The organism is Rickettsiales bacterium (assembly GCA_033762595.1).
GTDB lineage: Bacteria > Pseudomonadota > Alphaproteobacteria > Rickettsiales > UBA8987 > JANPLD01.
On record JANRLM010000034.1, the window covers coordinates 18,629 to 35,041 of the forward strand.

General features: G+C 32.5%; 21 protein-coding genes. 13 read left to right on the top strand and 8 right to left on the bottom strand.

Annotation, left to right across the window (positions count from 1 at the left end; all coding sequences use genetic code 11):
• Positions 1-8 precede the first annotated feature (8 nt).
• Complete coding sequence (locus SFT90_02900; GenBank protein ID MDX1949434.1) at positions 9-608, bottom strand: hypothetical protein; 600 nt, start codon at positions 606-608, stop codon at positions 9-11.
• A 78-nt stretch (positions 609-686) separates the two neighbouring features.
• On the opposite strand from SFT90_02900, the gene SFT90_02905 reads away from it, so the two are divergent.
• The 9 genes from SFT90_02905 (at position 687) to SFT90_02945 (ending at position 8,272) form a co-directional block, all read left to right on the top strand.
• The gene (locus SFT90_02905; GenBank protein ID MDX1949435.1) at positions 687-1,643 is read left to right on the top strand and encodes an ATP phosphoribosyltransferase regulatory subunit; all 957 of its coding nucleotides are present in this window, start codon (positions 687-689) and stop codon (positions 1,641-1,643) included.
• A 3-nt stretch (positions 1,644-1,646) separates the two neighbouring features.
• Positions 1,647-3,089: a UDP-N-acetylmuramate--L-alanine ligase gene (gene murC / locus SFT90_02910; protein ID MDX1949436.1), complete on the top strand. Its 1,443-nt coding sequence runs from the start codon at positions 1,647-1,649 to the stop codon at positions 3,087-3,089.
• Positions 3,090-3,331: 242 nt separating this feature from the next.
• A complete protein-coding gene (locus SFT90_02915; protein ID MDX1949437.1) occupies positions 3,332-3,643 on the top strand; it encodes a hypothetical protein in 312 nt (103 codons plus the stop codon).
• Positions 3,644-3,710: 67 nt separating this feature from the next.
• Positions 3,711-3,941 carry a hypothetical protein gene (locus SFT90_02920; GenBank protein ID MDX1949438.1) on the top strand — a complete coding sequence of 77 codons (231 nt, stop codon included), beginning with the start codon at positions 3,711-3,713 and terminating at the stop codon, positions 3,939-3,941.
• Positions 3,942-3,954: 13 nt separating this feature from the next.
• Positions 3,955-4,353 (top strand): PIN domain-containing protein, encoded by a 399-nt coding sequence (locus SFT90_02925; GenBank protein ID MDX1949439.1) that lies wholly within the window; start codon positions 3,955-3,957, stop codon positions 4,351-4,353.
• Positions 4,354-4,371: 18 nt separating this feature from the next.
• Entirely contained in the window at positions 4,372-5,421 is a 1,050-nt protein-coding gene (queA, locus tag SFT90_02930) for a tRNA preQ1(34) S-adenosylmethionine ribosyltransferase-isomerase QueA (GenBank protein ID MDX1949440.1), read from the top strand.
• Positions 5,422-5,473: 52 nt separating this feature from the next.
• A complete protein-coding gene (locus SFT90_02935; protein ID MDX1949441.1) occupies positions 5,474-6,988 on the top strand; it encodes an ATP-binding protein in 1,515 nt (504 codons plus the stop codon).
• 11 nt (positions 6,989-6,999) lie between these two features.
• Complete coding sequence (locus SFT90_02940; GenBank protein ID MDX1949442.1) at positions 7,000-7,968, top strand: response regulator; 969 nt, start codon at positions 7,000-7,002, stop codon at positions 7,966-7,968.
• Positions 7,969-7,990: 22 nt separating this feature from the next.
• Positions 7,991-8,272: a YggT family protein gene (locus SFT90_02945; protein ID MDX1949443.1), complete on the top strand. Its 282-nt coding sequence runs from the start codon at positions 7,991-7,993 to the stop codon at positions 8,270-8,272.
• Between the two features lie 98 nt (positions 8,273-8,370).
• Here the strand turns inward: SFT90_02945 and SFT90_02950 are convergent, their stop codons facing one another.
• Genes SFT90_02950 through SFT90_02960 form a run of 3 tightly spaced genes read right to left on the bottom strand, consistent with a single transcriptional unit; the run spans position 8,371 to position 10,692 of the window.
• A complete protein-coding gene (locus SFT90_02950) occupies positions 8,371-9,018 on the bottom strand; it encodes an outer membrane lipoprotein carrier protein LolA (GenBank protein MDX1949444.1) in 648 nt (215 codons plus the stop codon).
• A complete protein-coding gene (gene aroB, locus SFT90_02955) occupies positions 9,015-10,109 on the bottom strand; it encodes a 3-dehydroquinate synthase (protein MDX1949445.1) in 1,095 nt (364 codons plus the stop codon). Before aroB ends, SFT90_02950 begins: the two co-directional genes overlap by 4 nt.
• Positions 10,099-10,692 (bottom strand): shikimate kinase, encoded by a 594-nt coding sequence (locus SFT90_02960; GenBank protein ID MDX1949446.1) that lies wholly within the window; start codon positions 10,690-10,692, stop codon positions 10,099-10,101. Before SFT90_02960 ends, aroB begins: the two co-directional genes overlap by 11 nt.
• A 66-nt stretch (positions 10,693-10,758) precedes the next feature.
• On the opposite strand from SFT90_02960, the gene SFT90_02965 reads away from it, so the two are divergent.
• The 4 genes from SFT90_02965 to rpsI all read left to right on the top strand — a co-directional run bounded on the left by SFT90_02965 (position 10,759) and on the right by rpsI (position 13,031).
• Positions 10,759-10,890: a hypothetical protein gene (locus SFT90_02965; GenBank protein MDX1949447.1), complete on the top strand. Its 132-nt coding sequence runs from the start codon at positions 10,759-10,761 to the stop codon at positions 10,888-10,890.
• Complete coding sequence (locus tag SFT90_02970; GenBank protein ID MDX1949448.1) at positions 10,865-11,812, top strand: tyrosine recombinase; 948 nt, start codon at positions 10,865-10,867, stop codon at positions 11,810-11,812. The genes SFT90_02965 and SFT90_02970 overlap by 26 nt, the downstream gene beginning before the upstream one ends.
• Before the next feature lie 223 nt (positions 11,813-12,035).
• Positions 12,036-12,521 (top strand): 50S ribosomal protein L13, encoded by a 486-nt coding sequence (gene rplM, locus SFT90_02975; protein MDX1949449.1) that lies wholly within the window; start codon positions 12,036-12,038, stop codon positions 12,519-12,521.
• A 12-nt stretch (positions 12,522-12,533) separates the two neighbouring features.
• Complete coding sequence (gene rpsI / locus SFT90_02980) at positions 12,534-13,031, top strand: 30S ribosomal protein S9 (protein MDX1949450.1); 498 nt, start codon at positions 12,534-12,536, stop codon at positions 13,029-13,031.
• 55 nt (positions 13,032-13,086) lie between these two features.
• Here the strand turns inward: rpsI and rfbG are convergent, their stop codons facing one another.
• Genes rfbG through SFT90_03000 form a run of 4 tightly spaced genes read right to left on the bottom strand, consistent with a single transcriptional unit; the run spans position 13,087 to position 16,380 of the window.
• Positions 13,087-14,175, bottom strand: coding sequence for a CDP-glucose 4,6-dehydratase (gene rfbG / locus SFT90_02985; GenBank protein ID MDX1949451.1), 1,089 nt, complete (start codon positions 14,173-14,175; stop codon positions 13,087-13,089).
• Entirely contained in the window at positions 14,172-14,954 is a 783-nt protein-coding gene (rfbF, locus tag SFT90_02990; GenBank protein ID MDX1949452.1) for a glucose-1-phosphate cytidylyltransferase, read from the bottom strand. The genes rfbG and rfbF overlap by 4 nt, the downstream gene beginning before the upstream one ends.
• A complete protein-coding gene (locus SFT90_02995) occupies positions 14,951-15,661 on the bottom strand; it encodes a uroporphyrinogen-III synthase (GenBank protein MDX1949453.1) in 711 nt (236 codons plus the stop codon). Before SFT90_02995 ends, rfbF begins: the two co-directional genes overlap by 4 nt.
• Positions 15,658-16,380 (bottom strand): biotin--[acetyl-CoA-carboxylase] ligase, encoded by a 723-nt coding sequence (locus SFT90_03000; GenBank protein MDX1949454.1) that lies wholly within the window; start codon positions 16,378-16,380, stop codon positions 15,658-15,660. Before SFT90_03000 ends, SFT90_02995 begins: the two co-directional genes overlap by 4 nt.
• Positions 16,381-16,413 lie beyond the last annotated feature (33 nt).

Sequence of the window (16,413 nt, forward strand, 5' to 3'; positions counted from 1 at the left end):
TTAATTATTTATCTCGCTTTTGTTTTCTTAATTTTGTGAAGTTTAAGCATATTTTCATCATAAACACCGCCAAAATCAATACGCCCAATATCTGCAAGGCGGATAATTATTTTTCTATCGTCGTAAGAATATTTATCACCAATTAAACGAAGCAACATAAATTCTTCATCAATATCTTGCACTTGGCCAAAATAAAAATCATTCGCGGTTTTGGCATCATAAACTGAAATATGGCCAAAAAGTGAATTTATAGTTTTTATAACCTTAAAAAAATGATTGTGAATATTGATATTAGAGATTTTTTCAAGCGGATTTGCGTTATTTTTTGATTTTTCTTCAAGAAGAATTTCCAATTGCTCAAGCAACTCGCCTTCCCAAGAGAGAGTTGCGAGATTATCATAAAAAAGCAGAGAAAACCCATCAAAACCGCCACTATCAGGCAGAATTTTACGAGCTAAAATCATAATTTCACTAACATCAAGAATTTGACACAGGAAAGCATCAGAAGGGTGTTCTAGGCTAATTTCGCAGAAATTTTTAGATTTCTTGAGGCTATCCAGCGATTTTCTAAGAATTGATGGCGATATGGTATTTTCAAGCGTTTTCATTGATTGTAATTTTTATTTCAATTTATAATAAATTGCTTTAATAAATTTACAATAAAAACAACTTAAAACTAAATTCCTTTGAATAGTCCGAAAAATCTTCTGCCTTCAGGTTTTTATGATCAAATATCTGAAATGGCTTTCAAAGAACTTGAAACCAACTTGCAAATCATCAAGCTTTTCAGGCGTGAGGGCTTTAATTTCGTTCGCCCATCTATTATGGAGTTTGAGCAATCTTTGGATAAAAATCACTCCTCAGAGTTTTTCAAAGTTACTGATCCAATTTCTGGTAAAATGATGGTTTTGCGAAATGATATTACCCCGCAAATTGCGAGAATTATTAAGGATAGATTTGAGATTGAAATCATCAAAAAGCCAATAAAAATCTCATATTCAGGGCAGGTTTTTAGAAAAAACGGCAAAGGTAAATTCGCAGAAAGGCAGATTACCCAAACTGGTTTAGAGCTAATAAATGAAAGTGATATTTCCGCTGATTCAAAAATTTTAGAGATAATTTATAAAGCCCTCAAAACTCTAAAAATTAATAGTTTTACCATAGATTTTTGTATCCCATCTTTGCTGTTAAATTTTTTAGGAATGGTTGAAAATTCAAAATATAAATTAATTAAAAAAGCGATTGAAGATAAGAATCTGAATTATCTTCAATCCCTTCCAGAAACCAAGCAAATAGCAAAAATTATCAAGAAATGCGATGAAGCATCTGATGCGAAAGAAGCGATAAAAATACTTGCAGAAATTAATAAAAAACTGCCAAAAGATGTTGAATTTATAATCAAAAATTTAGAGCTTATTATAAAAGATTTACTAAAAAAAATTGGTAATTTCAAACTTAGCTTGAACATCTTTGAAGCTAAGAATTTCCATTATCACACAGGGGTTTGTTATAGCATAATTTCTGATGATAATTATGAGGAGATTGTTCGTGGTGGCAGATATAAAATTAAAATCAGTAAGGAAAAATCCGTTGAGGCAGTCGGTGCAACAATAATTCTAAATTCAGTTCTAAGGTGTGGTTGATTTATGATAAACTCAAACAAAAAATATTCTTCACTTCGCTTTATTCCCTTTGATATTGGCACAATTCATATGATTGGAATTGGCGGAATTGGTATGAGTGGTATTGCTGAAATTCTGCATAATATGGGCTATAAAGTGCAGGGTTCAGATATATCTGAAAATTATAATGTAAAAAGGCTACAAGCCTTGGGTATCAAGGTTTTTATTGGGCATAATAAGGAAAATATTACTGGTGCTTCTGTAGTTGTGAAATCAACCGCGGTGCAGGCTGATAACCCTGAGATTATCGCCTCAAAAGCAGAAAATCTGCCGATTGTAGCTCGTTCTGAAATGCTTGCGGAACTCACTCGCCTTAAGGCAACCATCGCAATTGCTGGTTCGCACGGCAAAACCACTACTACTTCAATGATAGCACACATACTTGATTTTGCGGGGCTTTCGCCCACTATAATTAATGGTGGTATTATCAATAGCATTGGCTCAAATGCTCGGCTTGGAAGTGGTGATTGGCTGGTTGCGGAAGCTGATGAAAGTGATGGAACCTTCATCAAAATCCCCTCTACAATCGGCGTAATTACTAACATTGACCCTGAGCATATGGATTATTGGGGCAGCGTTGAAAAACTTGAAGAAGGCTTCAGGGCATTCCTAGCAAGGCTTCCATTTTATGGGTTTGCAGTGGTTAATAAAGATCACTCGCTTGCTTATAAAATCGCAAAATCAACTGAGAATAGAAAAATTTTATATTACTCAATGATTGATAAAGATGCTGATATTTATGGCTATAATCTTGAGTTTCAAGAAGGCTACAGCCTTTATAATATTGATATAAGTGATAATCTTTCAAGCACAAACAACAAGGAAACTTATCAAGTTAAACTCCCTTGTTTTGGCAAGCATAATATTGAAAACTCGCTTGCTGCCATTGCGGTTGGCTTAAGTATTAATATTCCGATTGAGAAAATTATTGAAGCATTGGCGAATTTCTCAGGCGTAAAACGCAGATTTACTATAACTGGGGTTACAAATGGGGTTACAATAGTTGATGATTACGCCCACCACCCAGAGGAAATTAAAGCAACGCTTTCCGCTGGCAAACATTTTCAGCACGGCAAAAAAGGTAAGGTTATAGCGGTTATGCAACCGCATAGATATACTAGACTTAATGATTTATTCTCTGATTTTGTGAATAGTTTTTCTTCCGCTGATTATGTTATAATCACTGAAATGTATTCCGCAGGTGAAACCCCGATTGAAAATGTGAATCACCACCGCCTAGCCGAAGAAGTTAGAAAAACAGGTAAGCAAGCGGTTTCTCTCAATTCAGATTCTGATTTGGCAAAAACCCTAAAAGATGTTATAGAACAAGGGGATATTGTAATTTGTATGGGTGCTGGAACAATCACTTATATGGCAGCAAAACTCCCTCAGGCTTTAGAAAATTAGCAAAAGTAAAGCAAAAAATTTTCTCCCTCAACAAGTAAATAAGTGGTAAATTTACATAATTGAATTACAATTCAAGATTGTTATAGCTTAATTAGTGTAATTAGTTACCCCTAAAAATGTCCAAGCAAAATAATAAAGATAACCAAAAGAATAATTCCAAAAAGCAAAATTTGGCAAAAGCCCTGCGTGATAATTTGCATAGAAGAAAATCTTCTGATAAAAAATAACAAATTTCTGCCCTAATGTCGCATGACCACGATACAAAATTAGAAAAGATAAGGGCAAGGCAGAAACGCGATTTGAAAGCGATGGTTCATCGCCAGCATATTGAGGCAGCAGAGCAGGCAAGGGAACAGGGCTATGAATCAGAAGGTTTAATGAATGTTGATCCAAATGAAGGGATTGACCAAGATATTGCTGGAAAACTAGGTTCTATGAAACAAGAAATTATACAAAATCATCACGAAAGAGCCAAAAAACTTGGCGTTATGAGAAGTCGCATTCGCATTGGCAGAAGCAAAGCCAAAGCTCGTGGCAAAGCCTTAGGCTTGTAAGTTTCCGCTAAACTACCTATTTATTTTTCTACTAACTTAGTTTATAATGCCCTTAGGAGAAATAATTATGCAAACAACATTTGAAACAACTATTGAACAACTTCAGCATAGCATTACATCTTACATTGATCGCTTCCCAGCTAAAAGCAATATAAGGGTTACTATTGAAGATGTTGATAGCGACGAGGCAGTAAAAAAAAGAATTGAAGCATTCAAACGCATTCAAAAAGCTTGTGCTGGAATTCGCATTCCTGAAGGGGTTAATATAGACGAACTTGCTAACGAATCAAACCTATAATTTTTCTAAAAAAATGATTTATCTTGATACTAATGTTTTAATTAATTCCATTTTGGATGGAAATAAAAAAAAATTATGTGAAAAGATTTTTCTAGATGCTATAAAAAATAAAAAGCTATTTTCCTCATATCCTTTGGTTCAAGAAACTTGCTATGTTTTAGCAAAAAATAAGATAGAAAATATCACTATAGAAGACCTATCAAATTTACTTATTGAGTTAAGTGAGGATATAAATCTTCAAGAAATATATTATAGAGCATTAAACCTCTCAAGAAAAGTTGGCTTTACAAATATAAATGATTGTATTCACACTGCAATTGCAGAAGCTGAATGTGAAGAATTAATAACTTATGATAAAGGATTTAAGAAAATTATTCCTCATACAAACTTAAAAATCACCATTCTTGATTGAATATAATTAGATAGATAAATGCACAAACTCTCAGATTTTGACTATTATTTGCCGGAAGAATTAATTGCGGAAAAGCCTCTAAAAAATAGAGATGAAAGCAGGCTGCTCCGTTTTGCTGAAGGCAAAATTTCAGAGCATATTTTCAAAGATATTATAAACTTTGTAACTGCTGGTGATGTTATTGTTTTTAATAATACAAAAGTTATCCCAGCAAGGCTAGAAGGCAGTGTTAGCAATAGCAAATGCGAAGTAACGCTTCTAAAAATTTTATCAAAAGATAATGAAAAAACTATCTGGAGTGCCTTTTGTAAGCCAGCTAAAAAATTCATTATTGGTAATTCTTTTGAAATTGCAGATGAGTTTAAGGCAAAAATTATCGCAAAGAATTTTGGTGAAATACAGCTTGAATTTAATTTATCAGAAATTGAATTTTTCCAAAAACTCGCAAAATATGGATCAATGCCCCTGCCCCCTTATATCGCAAAAAAACGCAAACCCGATGAAAGCGATAAGGAAAATTATCAAACAATTTATGCTGAAAAAGAGGGTTCAGTTGCAGCCCCAACGGCAGGCTTGCACTTCACAGAAGAATTGCTTGAAAGACTCAAAAATAAAGGGGTCATCTTAAGTTTTATAACCCTAAATGTTGGTGCTGGCACTTTTCTACCAGTAAAAGTTGATAATATTACCGATCACAAAATGCACAGCGAATATTTTGAAATCTCTGACGAAACCGCAAACACAATAAATCAAGCCAAAAAACAAGGCAAAAAAATTATTGTGGTTGGCACAACTTCACTAAGAGCTTTAGAATCAGCACCCTTTGAAAATGGCGAAATAAAAGGCTTTTTTGGCGATACAGATATTTTTATTTATCCTTCATATAAATTCAAAATACCTGATTTTTTAATCACAAATTTTCATTTGCCAAAATCTACACTGATGATGTTAGTAAGTGCTTTTATCGGCTATGAAAATACCAAAAAATTATATGAATTTGCGGTGCAAAATAAATACAGATTTTTCTCATATGGCGATGCCTGCCTGCTAGAACTCAAAAAATTTTGATTAAAATAAATTTGGTTATTAGAATAATTTGTCTTCCAACCAATATTTTTTAATGCTTTTTAATAGGCTAAATAAGTTTTTTCTTCAGCTTGCGATTAGAAAAAAAATCCTATTCATTGTAATTTTTACAAGTTTTATCTCAATAATTTTCGTTCTTGGGTTTTTTATTTATTTTTCTACCGCAAGAATCAAGGAAAACCTTATTCAAGAAATGCAAGTTCTAGCAGAGCTAGTTGGCAATAGAAGCACCGTTGCAATTGAATTTTATGATGAAAGAACCGCAAAGGAAAATCTAACCGCTCTCTCTGTTAGAAAATCAGTGCGAACCGCCTGCCTTTATAACGCAAGTGAGGAGCTTTTTGTTGAATATCACAGAGAGGATAAAAATAAAATTCCTTGTAAAAATATTTTTCTAACAGGTCATGAATTTGAAGGAAAATATCTCAATGTTTTTTATACTATAAAAATCAAAGATGATTTAATTGGTTATGTCAATATAACCTCTGACTTGAAAGATGTTGATAAAGCAATAGAAAAATATCTCATATATAGCTTGCTTGCCCTTATAATTGGTGTGATTATAGCTTATGTTGTTTCTAAGGCGTTTTCTAAGGTGATTGATAGGCCTATAAATCGCTTATTCCTTGCCTCTCGTGAAGTTACTGAGCAAGGCAATTATGATATAGTTGTAAAGAAAAAAACTAATGATGAGCTTGGTGTTTTAGTTGATGCTTTTAATGAAATGTTGCTTCAAATTAAAATCAGGGAAAACGCCGTTAAAGAAGCAAATTCTAACCTTGAAAATAAAGTTTTTGAAAGAACTAAAGAACTTGAAAAAGCCAAGCAAATTGCAGAAAGAGCCAATGAAGCAAAATCAGAATTTTTGGCAAATATGAGCCACGAACTTAGAACGCCAATGCATGCAATCCTCAGTTTTGCTGAATTTGGTAGAACAGAATTTGATAAAGTTGATAGAGATGAACTAAAAAATTATTTCAATAAAATTGAAACAAGTGGCAAAAGGCTTTTAACTTTGCTTAATAATTTGCTTGATTTATCTAAACTTGAATCAGGTAAGATGACCTTCAACATTAAAGCTAATAACATTGAAGTACCTCTAAATTCAGTAATTAGTGAGTTTCAAAAATTACTTGATAATAAAAAGCTTAGAATTTCAGTTAGTAAGCAAGATGCTAAAATGATAGCATATTTTGATAATCAAAAAATGGTGCAGGTTTTCTCTAATTTAATTTCAAACGCCATTAAATTTTCTCCAAATGGTGGGTTTATAAAAATTGATTTCAAACTCACGCAAGCTGGCAACTTTCTTATTTGTTCAATTTCTGATCAAGGCGTTGGAATTCCAACTGAGGAGCTTGAGACAATTTTTGATAAATTTGTTCAAAGTAGCAAAACAAAATCAGGTGCAGGTGGCACAGGCCTTGGGCTTTCTATTGTTAAAGAAATTATCCAAGGGCAAGGTGGTGATATTTGGTGTAAAAATTCGGAATATGGCGGAGCAATTTTTTCCTTCACAATTCCAACGCAACCAGCTAAAATCATATAGGAGATAAATTTATGTCAAAATTAATGGAAAACCAAGTAAAACTAGCTGCTGAGGAAGGGAATATTTCTTCCAAAATTCCAGTTGCTGTTTGCGTTGATGATGAAGAATTTAACCTTGAAATTCTTGAAAAGCACCTAAAAATGGGTGGTTTTGAGTGCCATACTTTCACAAATGGCAATGATGCCCTTGATTTTATTAATCAAAACTCCAAAAAAATTGATGTTGTTCTGCTTGATATAATGATGCCCGGTATTGACGGCATTGAAGTTCTAAAAAGATTAAAATCTAACAACGAAACAAAGAATATTCCTGTGATAATGCAAACCGCTATGACGCAGGAAAAGAAGAATGTTGAAGGCATTGAAAGTGGTGCTTATTATTATATTACCAAACCTTATGCACACGCGGTTTTGGTATCAATTGTAAAATCTGCAATTCGTGAAAAATTAAATAGCGAAAATCTCAAAAGCGAAGTTGGTAATGCATATACCATTATAGATAGCATAAAATCAGCTAATTTTGAAATAAAAACCTTTGAAGAAGCCAGAAAACTTGCAAATTATCTTGCCCGCTTCAGTGCTGATCCTAGCAAGTTTGTTATTGGTTTAACCGCACTTTTGATAAATGCTATTGAACACGGAAATTTTGAAATTGGCTTTGAAGAAAAAGCAAAATTATTACTTGAAAACAGATATGATGAAGAAATTGAAAATAGAGCCAAAAACCCTGTAAATATTGATAAAAAAGTTATTATAGAGCTTTTCAAAAAAGAAAAAGAAGGCATTTATTCCGTAGTAATTAAAGATGAAGGCAAAGGTTTTAATTGGGAAGAATATCTTGATTTTGAACCTTCAAGAATGACTGACCCTAACGGCAGGGGAATTGCAATGGCTCACATAATGAACCCGAACTCTATTGAATATTGGGGCAGAGGAAATGTTGTGGTTTTCAAAATGCCAATGAGAGAAAAAAACGATTAATAATCAACAATGAGAGGATTTTATGTTACCACCTTTTATCGCACTAATTAATTTAATTTTAGAGTTATTTTCTCTAGTAATTTTTGTTTATATAATAGTTCAGTTGCTAATTTATTTTGAAATTGTGAATAAATATCAGCCGCTAGTTAGCCGAATTATGGGCTTTTTATCTGGCGTAATTGAGCCAATATTAAATAAAATTAGAAAATATATAAAACCAATTAATGGTGTTGATATTTCGCCTGTTTTATTGCTAATCTCAATCCACTTTGTTCAATATTGCCTAACTTACTATTTTAGCTAAGTATAGATTTAAACTCCTTAACCTCCAGTTGTCACCCCGCATTTATTGCGGGGTGACACTAAAGAGAAAAAACAACTGATAATTTAACAAAATCTAATCTATTTCGCTGTTGGATATTTTTTAGATGGTCTTCTAAAGTTGAAAATTGTGTTGTCAAATTTTCTATCTTGTTGAATATTTGAAAGCACTAACTCAGTAGTTTTTCCGCTTTCATCAACCCTTTTGATAGAAATTAACTCCACAGGTAACTTCGTAAATTTTAGAATTAACCCTGAAACTTCTTCAGATAAATCTTCAGTTTTGTTCACAAAATAAAGCTCAAAAAAGTTCTTTTCAGAAGAAATATTTGTTAAATCCATCAATTTATTATTTTGCAAATTCACGCCTTTATAAAGCAGGATATTTAATGGGCTTTTGCCAGTATCCGCCCTTGTTACTTGGTCTAAATCATAATCATATTGGATAAAATTTTCATTAATAATAAAATAATCCATTTTGAAAGGGCTGTTATATCTTATCAAAAGTTTGCCCGGCCTTTCCAAGAAAAACTCACCATTCACAATTGAAGTGCTATCAGGGTTCAATTGAATAAATTTCGCACTGAGAGTTTTGAGTTTATTCAAATAAATTTGTGCGGAATTAATTTCATCTTGATAATTTTGATATAAAATCTGCGAGTTTGCAAAGCTACTTTTCGCAAATGAAAATATAAAAAGCGTAATTAAAAATAATAATATTTTCTTCATAATATAATATCTCTCTCTAAATATTTTCGTAAGATTTTTTCATCAACATCTTTTTTGATGAAGGATTTACCAATATCATTAGCCAAAATAAATGTAAGTTTTTTATCCGAAACTTTTTTATCTTGATACATAAGGCTTACAATTTCATCTATCTTAAATTTCTTTTTAAGCTCTGAAACCCTAGTTCTTAAGCCAAATTTTTTTAGTAAATTTTCAACTCTATCAGCGGTATTTTTCGGGCAAATTTCTAGCATTTCAGAAAATCGGAAGGCTTGTGCCATACCAATTGCAACGGCTTCGCCGTGAAGTAATTTTCCACTAAAATCTAGCAAAGCTTCATAAGCGTGGCCAAAAGTATGCCCAAGATTTAGCAATGCACGCTTGCCGGCTTCCTTCTCATCTTCCGCAACAATCCTTGCTTTTGCTTGGCAAGATTTTTCAATCATATAAGCAATTTCAGAAAAATCATTTTGCTTCTCTAAATATTCAAAGAATTTTTTATCATCAATCAAACCATATTTTACAATCTCAGCAAATCCAGCTTGAAGCTCCCTTTCAGGCAGGGTTTTTAGAGCGTTAATATCTGCTAGAACAATTTTTGGTTGATAAAAACTACCCACTAAATTTTTGCCATAAGATAAATTTATCCCTGTTTTTCCGCCAACAGAGCTATCCACCATTGCAAGTAAGCTTGTTGGAATCTGCACAAAATTTATTCCACGCAAAATGACACTTGCTGAAAAGCCAGTAATATCGCCAACCACTCCACCACCCAAGGCTAAAAGCGTTGAAGAACGCTCCGGCTGGTGCTTAAAAACTTCATCAATAATATATTGCAGATGCTTAAAATTCTTGGTTTTCTCACCTGCGGGCAAAATTATTTCTGCAAAATCAAAACCGCTAGATTTAAGAGATTTAGTAATTTTCTTCGCAAATAATTTTGAAGTATTTTCATCGGCGATGATAAAAATTTTTCCTTTTTTCTTGAGGGTTTTTTCAAGATATCCCCCAACATTTTCCATTAAATTTTCACCGATAAAAATATCATAAGGTGAATTTTCTAGGCTAACATTTACTTTGCTAATTGGCATTATTGATTTTTTTCTTATTTATAAAAATTGCAATTTCGGTAATTATTTTTTCTAAAACTTTTTTCTGTGATGTGTTATCTGTAATTGTTATTAAATCAGCTTTAGAATAAACTTCTTCCCTGTCTTTCATTATTTTTTTAACCAAAGCTAATTTATCATCTTCAGTTTCAAGAAGTGGCCTATCTTTTCTTGCTGAAACCCTTCTAAAAATAGTTTCCGCACTAGCTTTTAGCCAAACTGAAACTGCGTTTTCTTTAATAATTTTGCGAGAATCTTCGTTCAGAAAAGCCCCGCCACCAAGTGCAATAACTTTAGGTTTTTTATTTTCCAGCAGAGATTTAATTTTTTGATGCTCCATTTTGCGAAATTCTTTCTCGCCAATATTCTCAAAAATCCAACTTATGCTGTGGCCAATATCGCCTTCAACTTCTAAATCAATGTCAAAAAATTCTATTTCAAGATTTTTAGCTAATTTTCGCCCAAGCGTTGTTTTGCCAGTTCCCATCATTCCAAGCAGAACTATCTGAGAGTTTCTTGCATCTAAAACAGATTTATAGTAATTATTTGAAGATTTATCTTTCAACTTAAATAAACTTTAATTAGATTAAATTTTAATTTATAAAAGTTATTATAACAAAAATTACTTAAAGTGAAAAAATTAATTATATTTATTTTAATTTTCTTAATTGGGGCGGTTTTCCTCTATAAATCTGATATTCAGCCTGAAATTAAAGAGGTTCGGAAGGAAATAAAAAATGAAAAACTCAATTTCGGCAATTGAAGATTTTATATCAATGCTTGCTTCTGAAAAGAATGCCAGCAAAAACACCCTTGAATCTTATCAGCGAGATTTACAGCAATTCTCTGAGGCAATAAAAAAGCCTTTGTTAGAGGCGGATAAAAACCTTATTGATGAATATATTTCTAGCTTAAACAAGCATTTCAAAGCAAGTTCTATTAGTAGAAAAATATCTGCAATCAGGCAATTTTATCATTTTTTGCATAGTGAAAATCATATTAGCAAAAACCCTGCAAAAAATATTTTACTTCCTAAAAAAGAGAAAAATCTGCCAAAATTTCTTACCGAAAATGAAATTGATACGATTAAAAATCAAGCTCTTCTTGAGGGCGAAAATTATAAATCATATCGCATTATATGCTTGCTGGAAATTTTATCGCAAGCGGGATTGAGGGTTTCTGAGGTTATAAATCTAAAAATTACCGATATTCAAAAAGCCAATTATCAAGGCAAGGATAAATATTTTATGATAATTTCTGGCAAGGGCAATAAAGAGAGGCTCGTTCCAATTTCAGAAAATCTGCATAAAAATATTAGCAAATATCTGGTTTTTTTGAAAGATTACCTGGCTGAAAAGCAAGAAAATATGCCTAAAATTAGTTTGGCTCACAAAAAAAATTATTTATTTCCATCTAGCAATAAATCGGGCTTTATAACAAGGCAACAGGTTGCAAATATTCTTAAGGAGTATGCTTTGAAGGCTGGGATTTCACCTAGTAAAATCTCCCCACATATATTACGCCATTCTTTTGCGACTAATATTCTTGATAAAGGCTTGGATTTAAGAGTTTTACAAGAAATCCTTGGTCATAGCGATATATCCACCACGCAAATTTATACCCACACTAATATAAGTAAGCTAAAAAACTTCGTGGAAGCCAACCACCCACTCGCTAAAGGGTAGATGATGGAATAAGGGCATTGGGAGTTAGGTCATTTCGAACGAAGAGAGAAATCCGGCTATAGGTTTTTCTATTTAGATATTATGACTCGTGTTCCCATCTCCCAACCCCTAAATCCCCCCCTCTAACACCTTACCCCTAGCCCCTAGAACCTCATTTCCACTTTTTCCCTTGACACTTCGGGGAATATCTGTAAATAGGCATTCCCAAATTAGTATTTTTAAGATGAAAAATAAAGCTACAAAAACCTTTACACCTGCTTCAGTTAAACGCAATTGGCACTTAGTTGATGCCACTGATTTAGTCGCAGGAAGGCTTGCTTCTGAAGTTGCAAAGTTACTTCGTGGTAAGAATAAACCTACATATACCCCAAACCAAGATGTTGGTGATTATGTTGTTGTTATCAATGCTGAGAAAGTTTGCTTAAAAGGCAATAACAAATTACGTGATAAAACATATTACCGCCATACTGGTTTCGCAGGTGGTATTAAAGAAACTACACCTTTCAAAGTTCTTGCTGGTAAAAAGCCTGAATTTATTATTGAAAAAGCAGTGCAAAGAATGATTTCTCGTGAAGATGTTTTAGGTAGAGCTCAATTCAACAAATTATTTGTTTATGCGGGTTCAAATCACCCTCACCAAGCACAAAACCCAATTCCTTATGATATTGCCTCTCTTAATGAGAAAAATAAAAGGTTTAGAACAAAATAATAACTTATTTTTATGATTAATATCCCAACAACAGAATTAAAGAAATCTAAGAAGAAAGTTGCTTCTGCTGAAGTTGCAAATGATGATGTTTCTTCTAGAAAAACTGCTAAATTAGATGCACAAGGCAGAGCTTACGGCACTGGTAGAAGGAAAGATGCCTCTGCTAGAGTTTGGATTAAACCCGGCACTGGTAAATTTACAATTAACGGTCAAGATATCAAAGCATATCTTAAACGCCCAGTATTACAAATGATTGTTAACCAGCCATTTGATGTTGTTAATTCAACAAGTAAGTTTGATGTTTTTGCAACCGTTGAAGGTGGCGGATTATCTGGTCAAGCTGGTGCTATTAGACACGGAATCAGCAGAGCTTTAGATAATTATAACCCTGAAGTTAACCATTCGCCACTTAGAAAATCTGGCTTCTTAACTCGTGATCCTAGAGTTGTTGAGCGTGAGAAATTCGGTCACAAAAAAGCTCGTAGAAGCTTCCAGTTCTCTAAGAGATAATTCTCAAAGAATATTACTTATCTTATTCCAAAACCCCACTTCAAGTGGGGTTTTTTTATGAAATTATATTTTCAATAATTTGTTTATCTGTAAAATCTCTAAGATTTTTGGGATTATCTGAATTTTTAAGATAGAAATTATACCACTCCGCTGTTAATTTTATGGCTTCGTATGGCTTTAATTTTGGCTTCCAGCCTAGTTCATTTTTTGCCTTGCTATTATCAAGACCAAGAAATTTAGCCTCATATAAAGCATTTTCATCAGCTTCAATTTTATAGGAAATTTTATTTTCTGAATTAAAATTCTCCAAAAATATTTTGGTTAAATTTTCTACATCAATTTTTTCTTCCTCTTTATCAGGGCCAAAATTATAAGCCTGATTATATTTTTTTGGCTCTTGAGAAATTTTATAAATAAGGGTTAAATAGCCATTTATACTTTCTAAAACATGTTGCCAAGGCCGAATTGCCCTTGGATTTCTTATAGAGATTTCTTGATTTTTTGTAATTGCCTCAAATATATCTGGCACTAAACGATTCTCTGAAAAATCGCCGCCACCTATAACATTGCCAGCTCTTGCAGTTGCAAGCTCAATATTTTTTTTGTTGAAAAATGATTCGCGGTAGGAATTGCTAATAATCTCAGCACAGGCTTTGGAAGCCGAATAAGGGTCTTTACCGCCTAATTTATCTGATTCAATAAAATCTCTTTTTTCTTCGTTATTTTCATAGCATTTATCAGAAGTAACATTCAAAATGGTTTGCACGGAACTAGTTTCTCTGCAAGCTTCAAACAGATTAATCAAACCCATTAAGTTTGTTTCAAAATTATTTACTGGGTTTTTATAGGATCTCAAAACAATTGGCTGTGCTGCTAGATGCAAAATTATTTCAGGCTCAAATTTTTGAATAGATTTTTTTAATTTTTGAGAATCCCTTATATCGCCAAATTCGCTAAAATCCAAGGTTTCAGAGATTTTAAGGCTTTCAAACATGCTGCCTCTAAAATTTTCAGGCGGTAAGGCAAAACCATAAATTTTTGCCCCTAAATTTTTTAGTGCTATACTTGCCCAACTGCCCTTAAAGCCAGTATGCCCAGTTAGAAAAATCTTTTTACCAGAAAAAAATTTAGAGAAATTATTCATTTTTTATTATCCCAAATTCGCCATTCAGCTTTATTTTTAAGCCATAAATCTTCTAGATGAAGTTTATCTCGTAAGGTATCCATAGCGTGCCAAAAACCATCATGCTTGTAGGAAACTAATTGCTTATCTTTTGCTAAATTTTCAAGGGGCTCTCTTTCAAAAATTGTTTTTGAATTATCAATGTAATCAAAAATTTTTCTATTAAGAACAAAAAAACCACCATTAATATAACCGCCATCACCAGCGGGCTTTTCAAGAAATTCTGTTACAACCCCATCATTTTGCATCTGCACTGCACCAAATCTTCCGGGTGGCTTAGTGGCAAGCATTGTCGCAATTTTTTTATGTTTTAGATGGAATTCAATTTCTGCTTTTATATCTACATTCGCAACGCCATCTCCGTATGTCATACAAAAATTTTCACCATCAATATAATCTTTGATTAATTTTACACGGCCACCTGTCATAGAATCTTCACCAGTATCAATCAGCGTAACCTTCCAAGGCTCAGAGCTTGAATTGTGAATTTTTACGCTGTTATCGCTCAAATCATAGGTTACATCAGACATATGGCGATAGTAATTTGCGAAATATTCTTTGATAAAATAGCCCTTATAACCCAGGCAAATTACAAAATCATTTATTCCATAATGCGAATAAATTTTCATAATATGCCAGAGAATTGGCTTACCGCCTATTTCTATCATTGGCTTTGGTTTTAGCTGTGTTTCCTCAGAAATTCTAGTGCCAAGCCCACCTGCAAGTATTACTGCCTTCATAATTTATTTATTATTTCAATTAGAGAATTTTCGGTTGGAAATTCTGGATATATGATATTTGCGAAATTATAATTTGCAATAGAATCAGCAATCTGCTTGCTTAGAGTAACTGCAGAAAATTTTGATAAATCTATAAAATTATCAATAAATATTTTTGCCGTTCGCTCTGAAAAAAACACCACTAAACATTCTTGTAATGCTTGGATTTCCTTAATTTTTTCTTTAGATAATTTATTTTGTTTTGACTTATAAAAAATTTCTCTCTTATAGAAAAAATTTTCTGCAACGATTAATTTTTCAAGATTCCCTTTAGTTACATCAGCAGAAATATGAATAAATTTTTCACCTTTTGAAAAATTTTCTTTAATAAAATTTGCAATTGCAATCTCACCTGAAATTTTTGATTTCTTTTTATAGGCGGAAAAAACCCTCTGAAAACCTAATTTACTAGCAATTTCTGCTGAATTATCACCAGCGGTAATAATATTAAAATTTCTAATTTTTGTATTCTTTGAAAGGGCTTCTACCCCATTTGCAGAAGTAATAATCAGATTAGAATTTTCTGGAAAATTTATTTCTCTTCCTAAAATTTCTATTTCAATAAGTGGCAGATTTATAATGTTACTTCCCTTGTTAACCTCAGAAATTTTTGAGCTAAATTTTATATTATCTTTTTCAGGGCGGGTTAGGATTATAGAGGGTTTCATAAGAAAAAAACCTCACCGCTAGATAACTTTTTTAATTCATCACCCACCTTAAATTCAAGCAAGCCTTCATTATCAACCATGATTATTTCACCTGCAATTTTTTTGTTATATAAATTTATTTCAGCGAAATTTTTCTTGAGGTAGGAATTTATTTTTTCTGCAATTTTTGCAAAACCGAAATTTTTTTCTTCTAATAAAATTGCATCTAAATTTTTAATGATTTCATTAAGGCAAAAATTTTTATCCCGCTCAAAACCTAGATCTGCAAGGCAGGTAGTTTTTCTATCAATTAAATATTGTGGTGAAGATTTGATGTTCAGCCCAACGCCACAGATTAAAAAATCACCTTGTTTTTCAAGTAATATGCCACAGATTTTTTTATCATCAATAAGCACATCATTTGGCCATTTTATAACTGGCAAAAGCCCAAGATTTTCAAGAAGTTTAGCTATCGCTAAGGCAAAAAAATAAGAGAAATTTTGGGGACTATTTTCTTTGCTAACATCAAAAATAAAACTTGCGAATAAATTTCCCTCTTCTGAAATCCACTCCCTCTCATATCTACCTTTTCCAGCGGTTTGGGAGTTTGCGATAATAATATTTTTATGTAGGGAAATATTTTTTTGCGACTGCAAAATTCTTTTTGCTTCCTCGTTTGTGCTATCAAGAATTTCATATTCTTTGATAGTAAACCCTTGAAAATTTTTTGTAATTATCACAGATAATCAAATGCGATGAAAGTGCTGATAAGT

Bases quoted from the DNA above. Each gene is read 5' to 3' on its own strand.
- SFT90_02900 (MDX1949434.1), bottom strand. From the start codon at position 608: ATGAAAACGCTTGAAAATACCATATCGCCATCAATTCTTAGAAAATCG.
- murC (MDX1949436.1), top strand. From the start codon at position 1,647: ATGATAAACTCAAACAAAAAATATTCTTCACTTCGCTTTATTCCCTTT.
- SFT90_02915 (MDX1949437.1), top strand. From the start codon at position 3,332: ATGTCGCATGACCACGATACAAAATTAGAAAAGATAAGGGCAAGGCAG.
- SFT90_02920 (MDX1949438.1), top strand. From the start codon at position 3,711: ATGCAAACAACATTTGAAACAACTATTGAACAACTTCAGCATAGCATT.
- SFT90_02925 (MDX1949439.1), top strand. From the start codon at position 3,955: ATGATTTATCTTGATACTAATGTTTTAATTAATTCCATTTTGGATGGA.
- queA (MDX1949440.1), top strand. From the start codon at position 4,372: ATGCACAAACTCTCAGATTTTGACTATTATTTGCCGGAAGAATTAATT.
- SFT90_02935 (MDX1949441.1), top strand. From the start codon at position 5,474: ATGCTTTTTAATAGGCTAAATAAGTTTTTTCTTCAGCTTGCGATTAGA.
- SFT90_02940 (MDX1949442.1), top strand. From the start codon at position 7,000: ATGTCAAAATTAATGGAAAACCAAGTAAAACTAGCTGCTGAGGAAGGG.
- SFT90_02945 (MDX1949443.1), top strand. From the start codon at position 7,991: ATGTTACCACCTTTTATCGCACTAATTAATTTAATTTTAGAGTTATTT.
- SFT90_02950 (MDX1949444.1), bottom strand. From the start codon at position 9,018: ATGAAGAAAATATTATTATTTTTAATTACGCTTTTTATATTTTCATTT.
- aroB (MDX1949445.1), bottom strand. From the start codon at position 10,109: ATGCCAATTAGCAAAGTAAATGTTAGCCTAGAAAATTCACCTTATGAT.
- SFT90_02970 (MDX1949448.1), top strand. From the start codon at position 10,865: ATGAAAAACTCAATTTCGGCAATTGAAGATTTTATATCAATGCTTGCT.
- rplM (MDX1949449.1), top strand. From the start codon at position 12,036: ATGAAAAATAAAGCTACAAAAACCTTTACACCTGCTTCAGTTAAACGC.
- rpsI (MDX1949450.1), top strand. From the start codon at position 12,534: ATGATTAATATCCCAACAACAGAATTAAAGAAATCTAAGAAGAAAGTT.
- rfbG (MDX1949451.1), bottom strand. From the start codon at position 14,175: ATGAATAATTTCTCTAAATTTTTTTCTGGTAAAAAGATTTTTCTAACT.
- rfbF (MDX1949452.1), bottom strand. From the start codon at position 14,954: ATGAAGGCAGTAATACTTGCAGGTGGGCTTGGCACTAGAATTTCTGAG.
- SFT90_02995 (MDX1949453.1), bottom strand. From the start codon at position 15,661: ATGAAACCCTCTATAATCCTAACCCGCCCTGAAAAAGATAATATAAAA.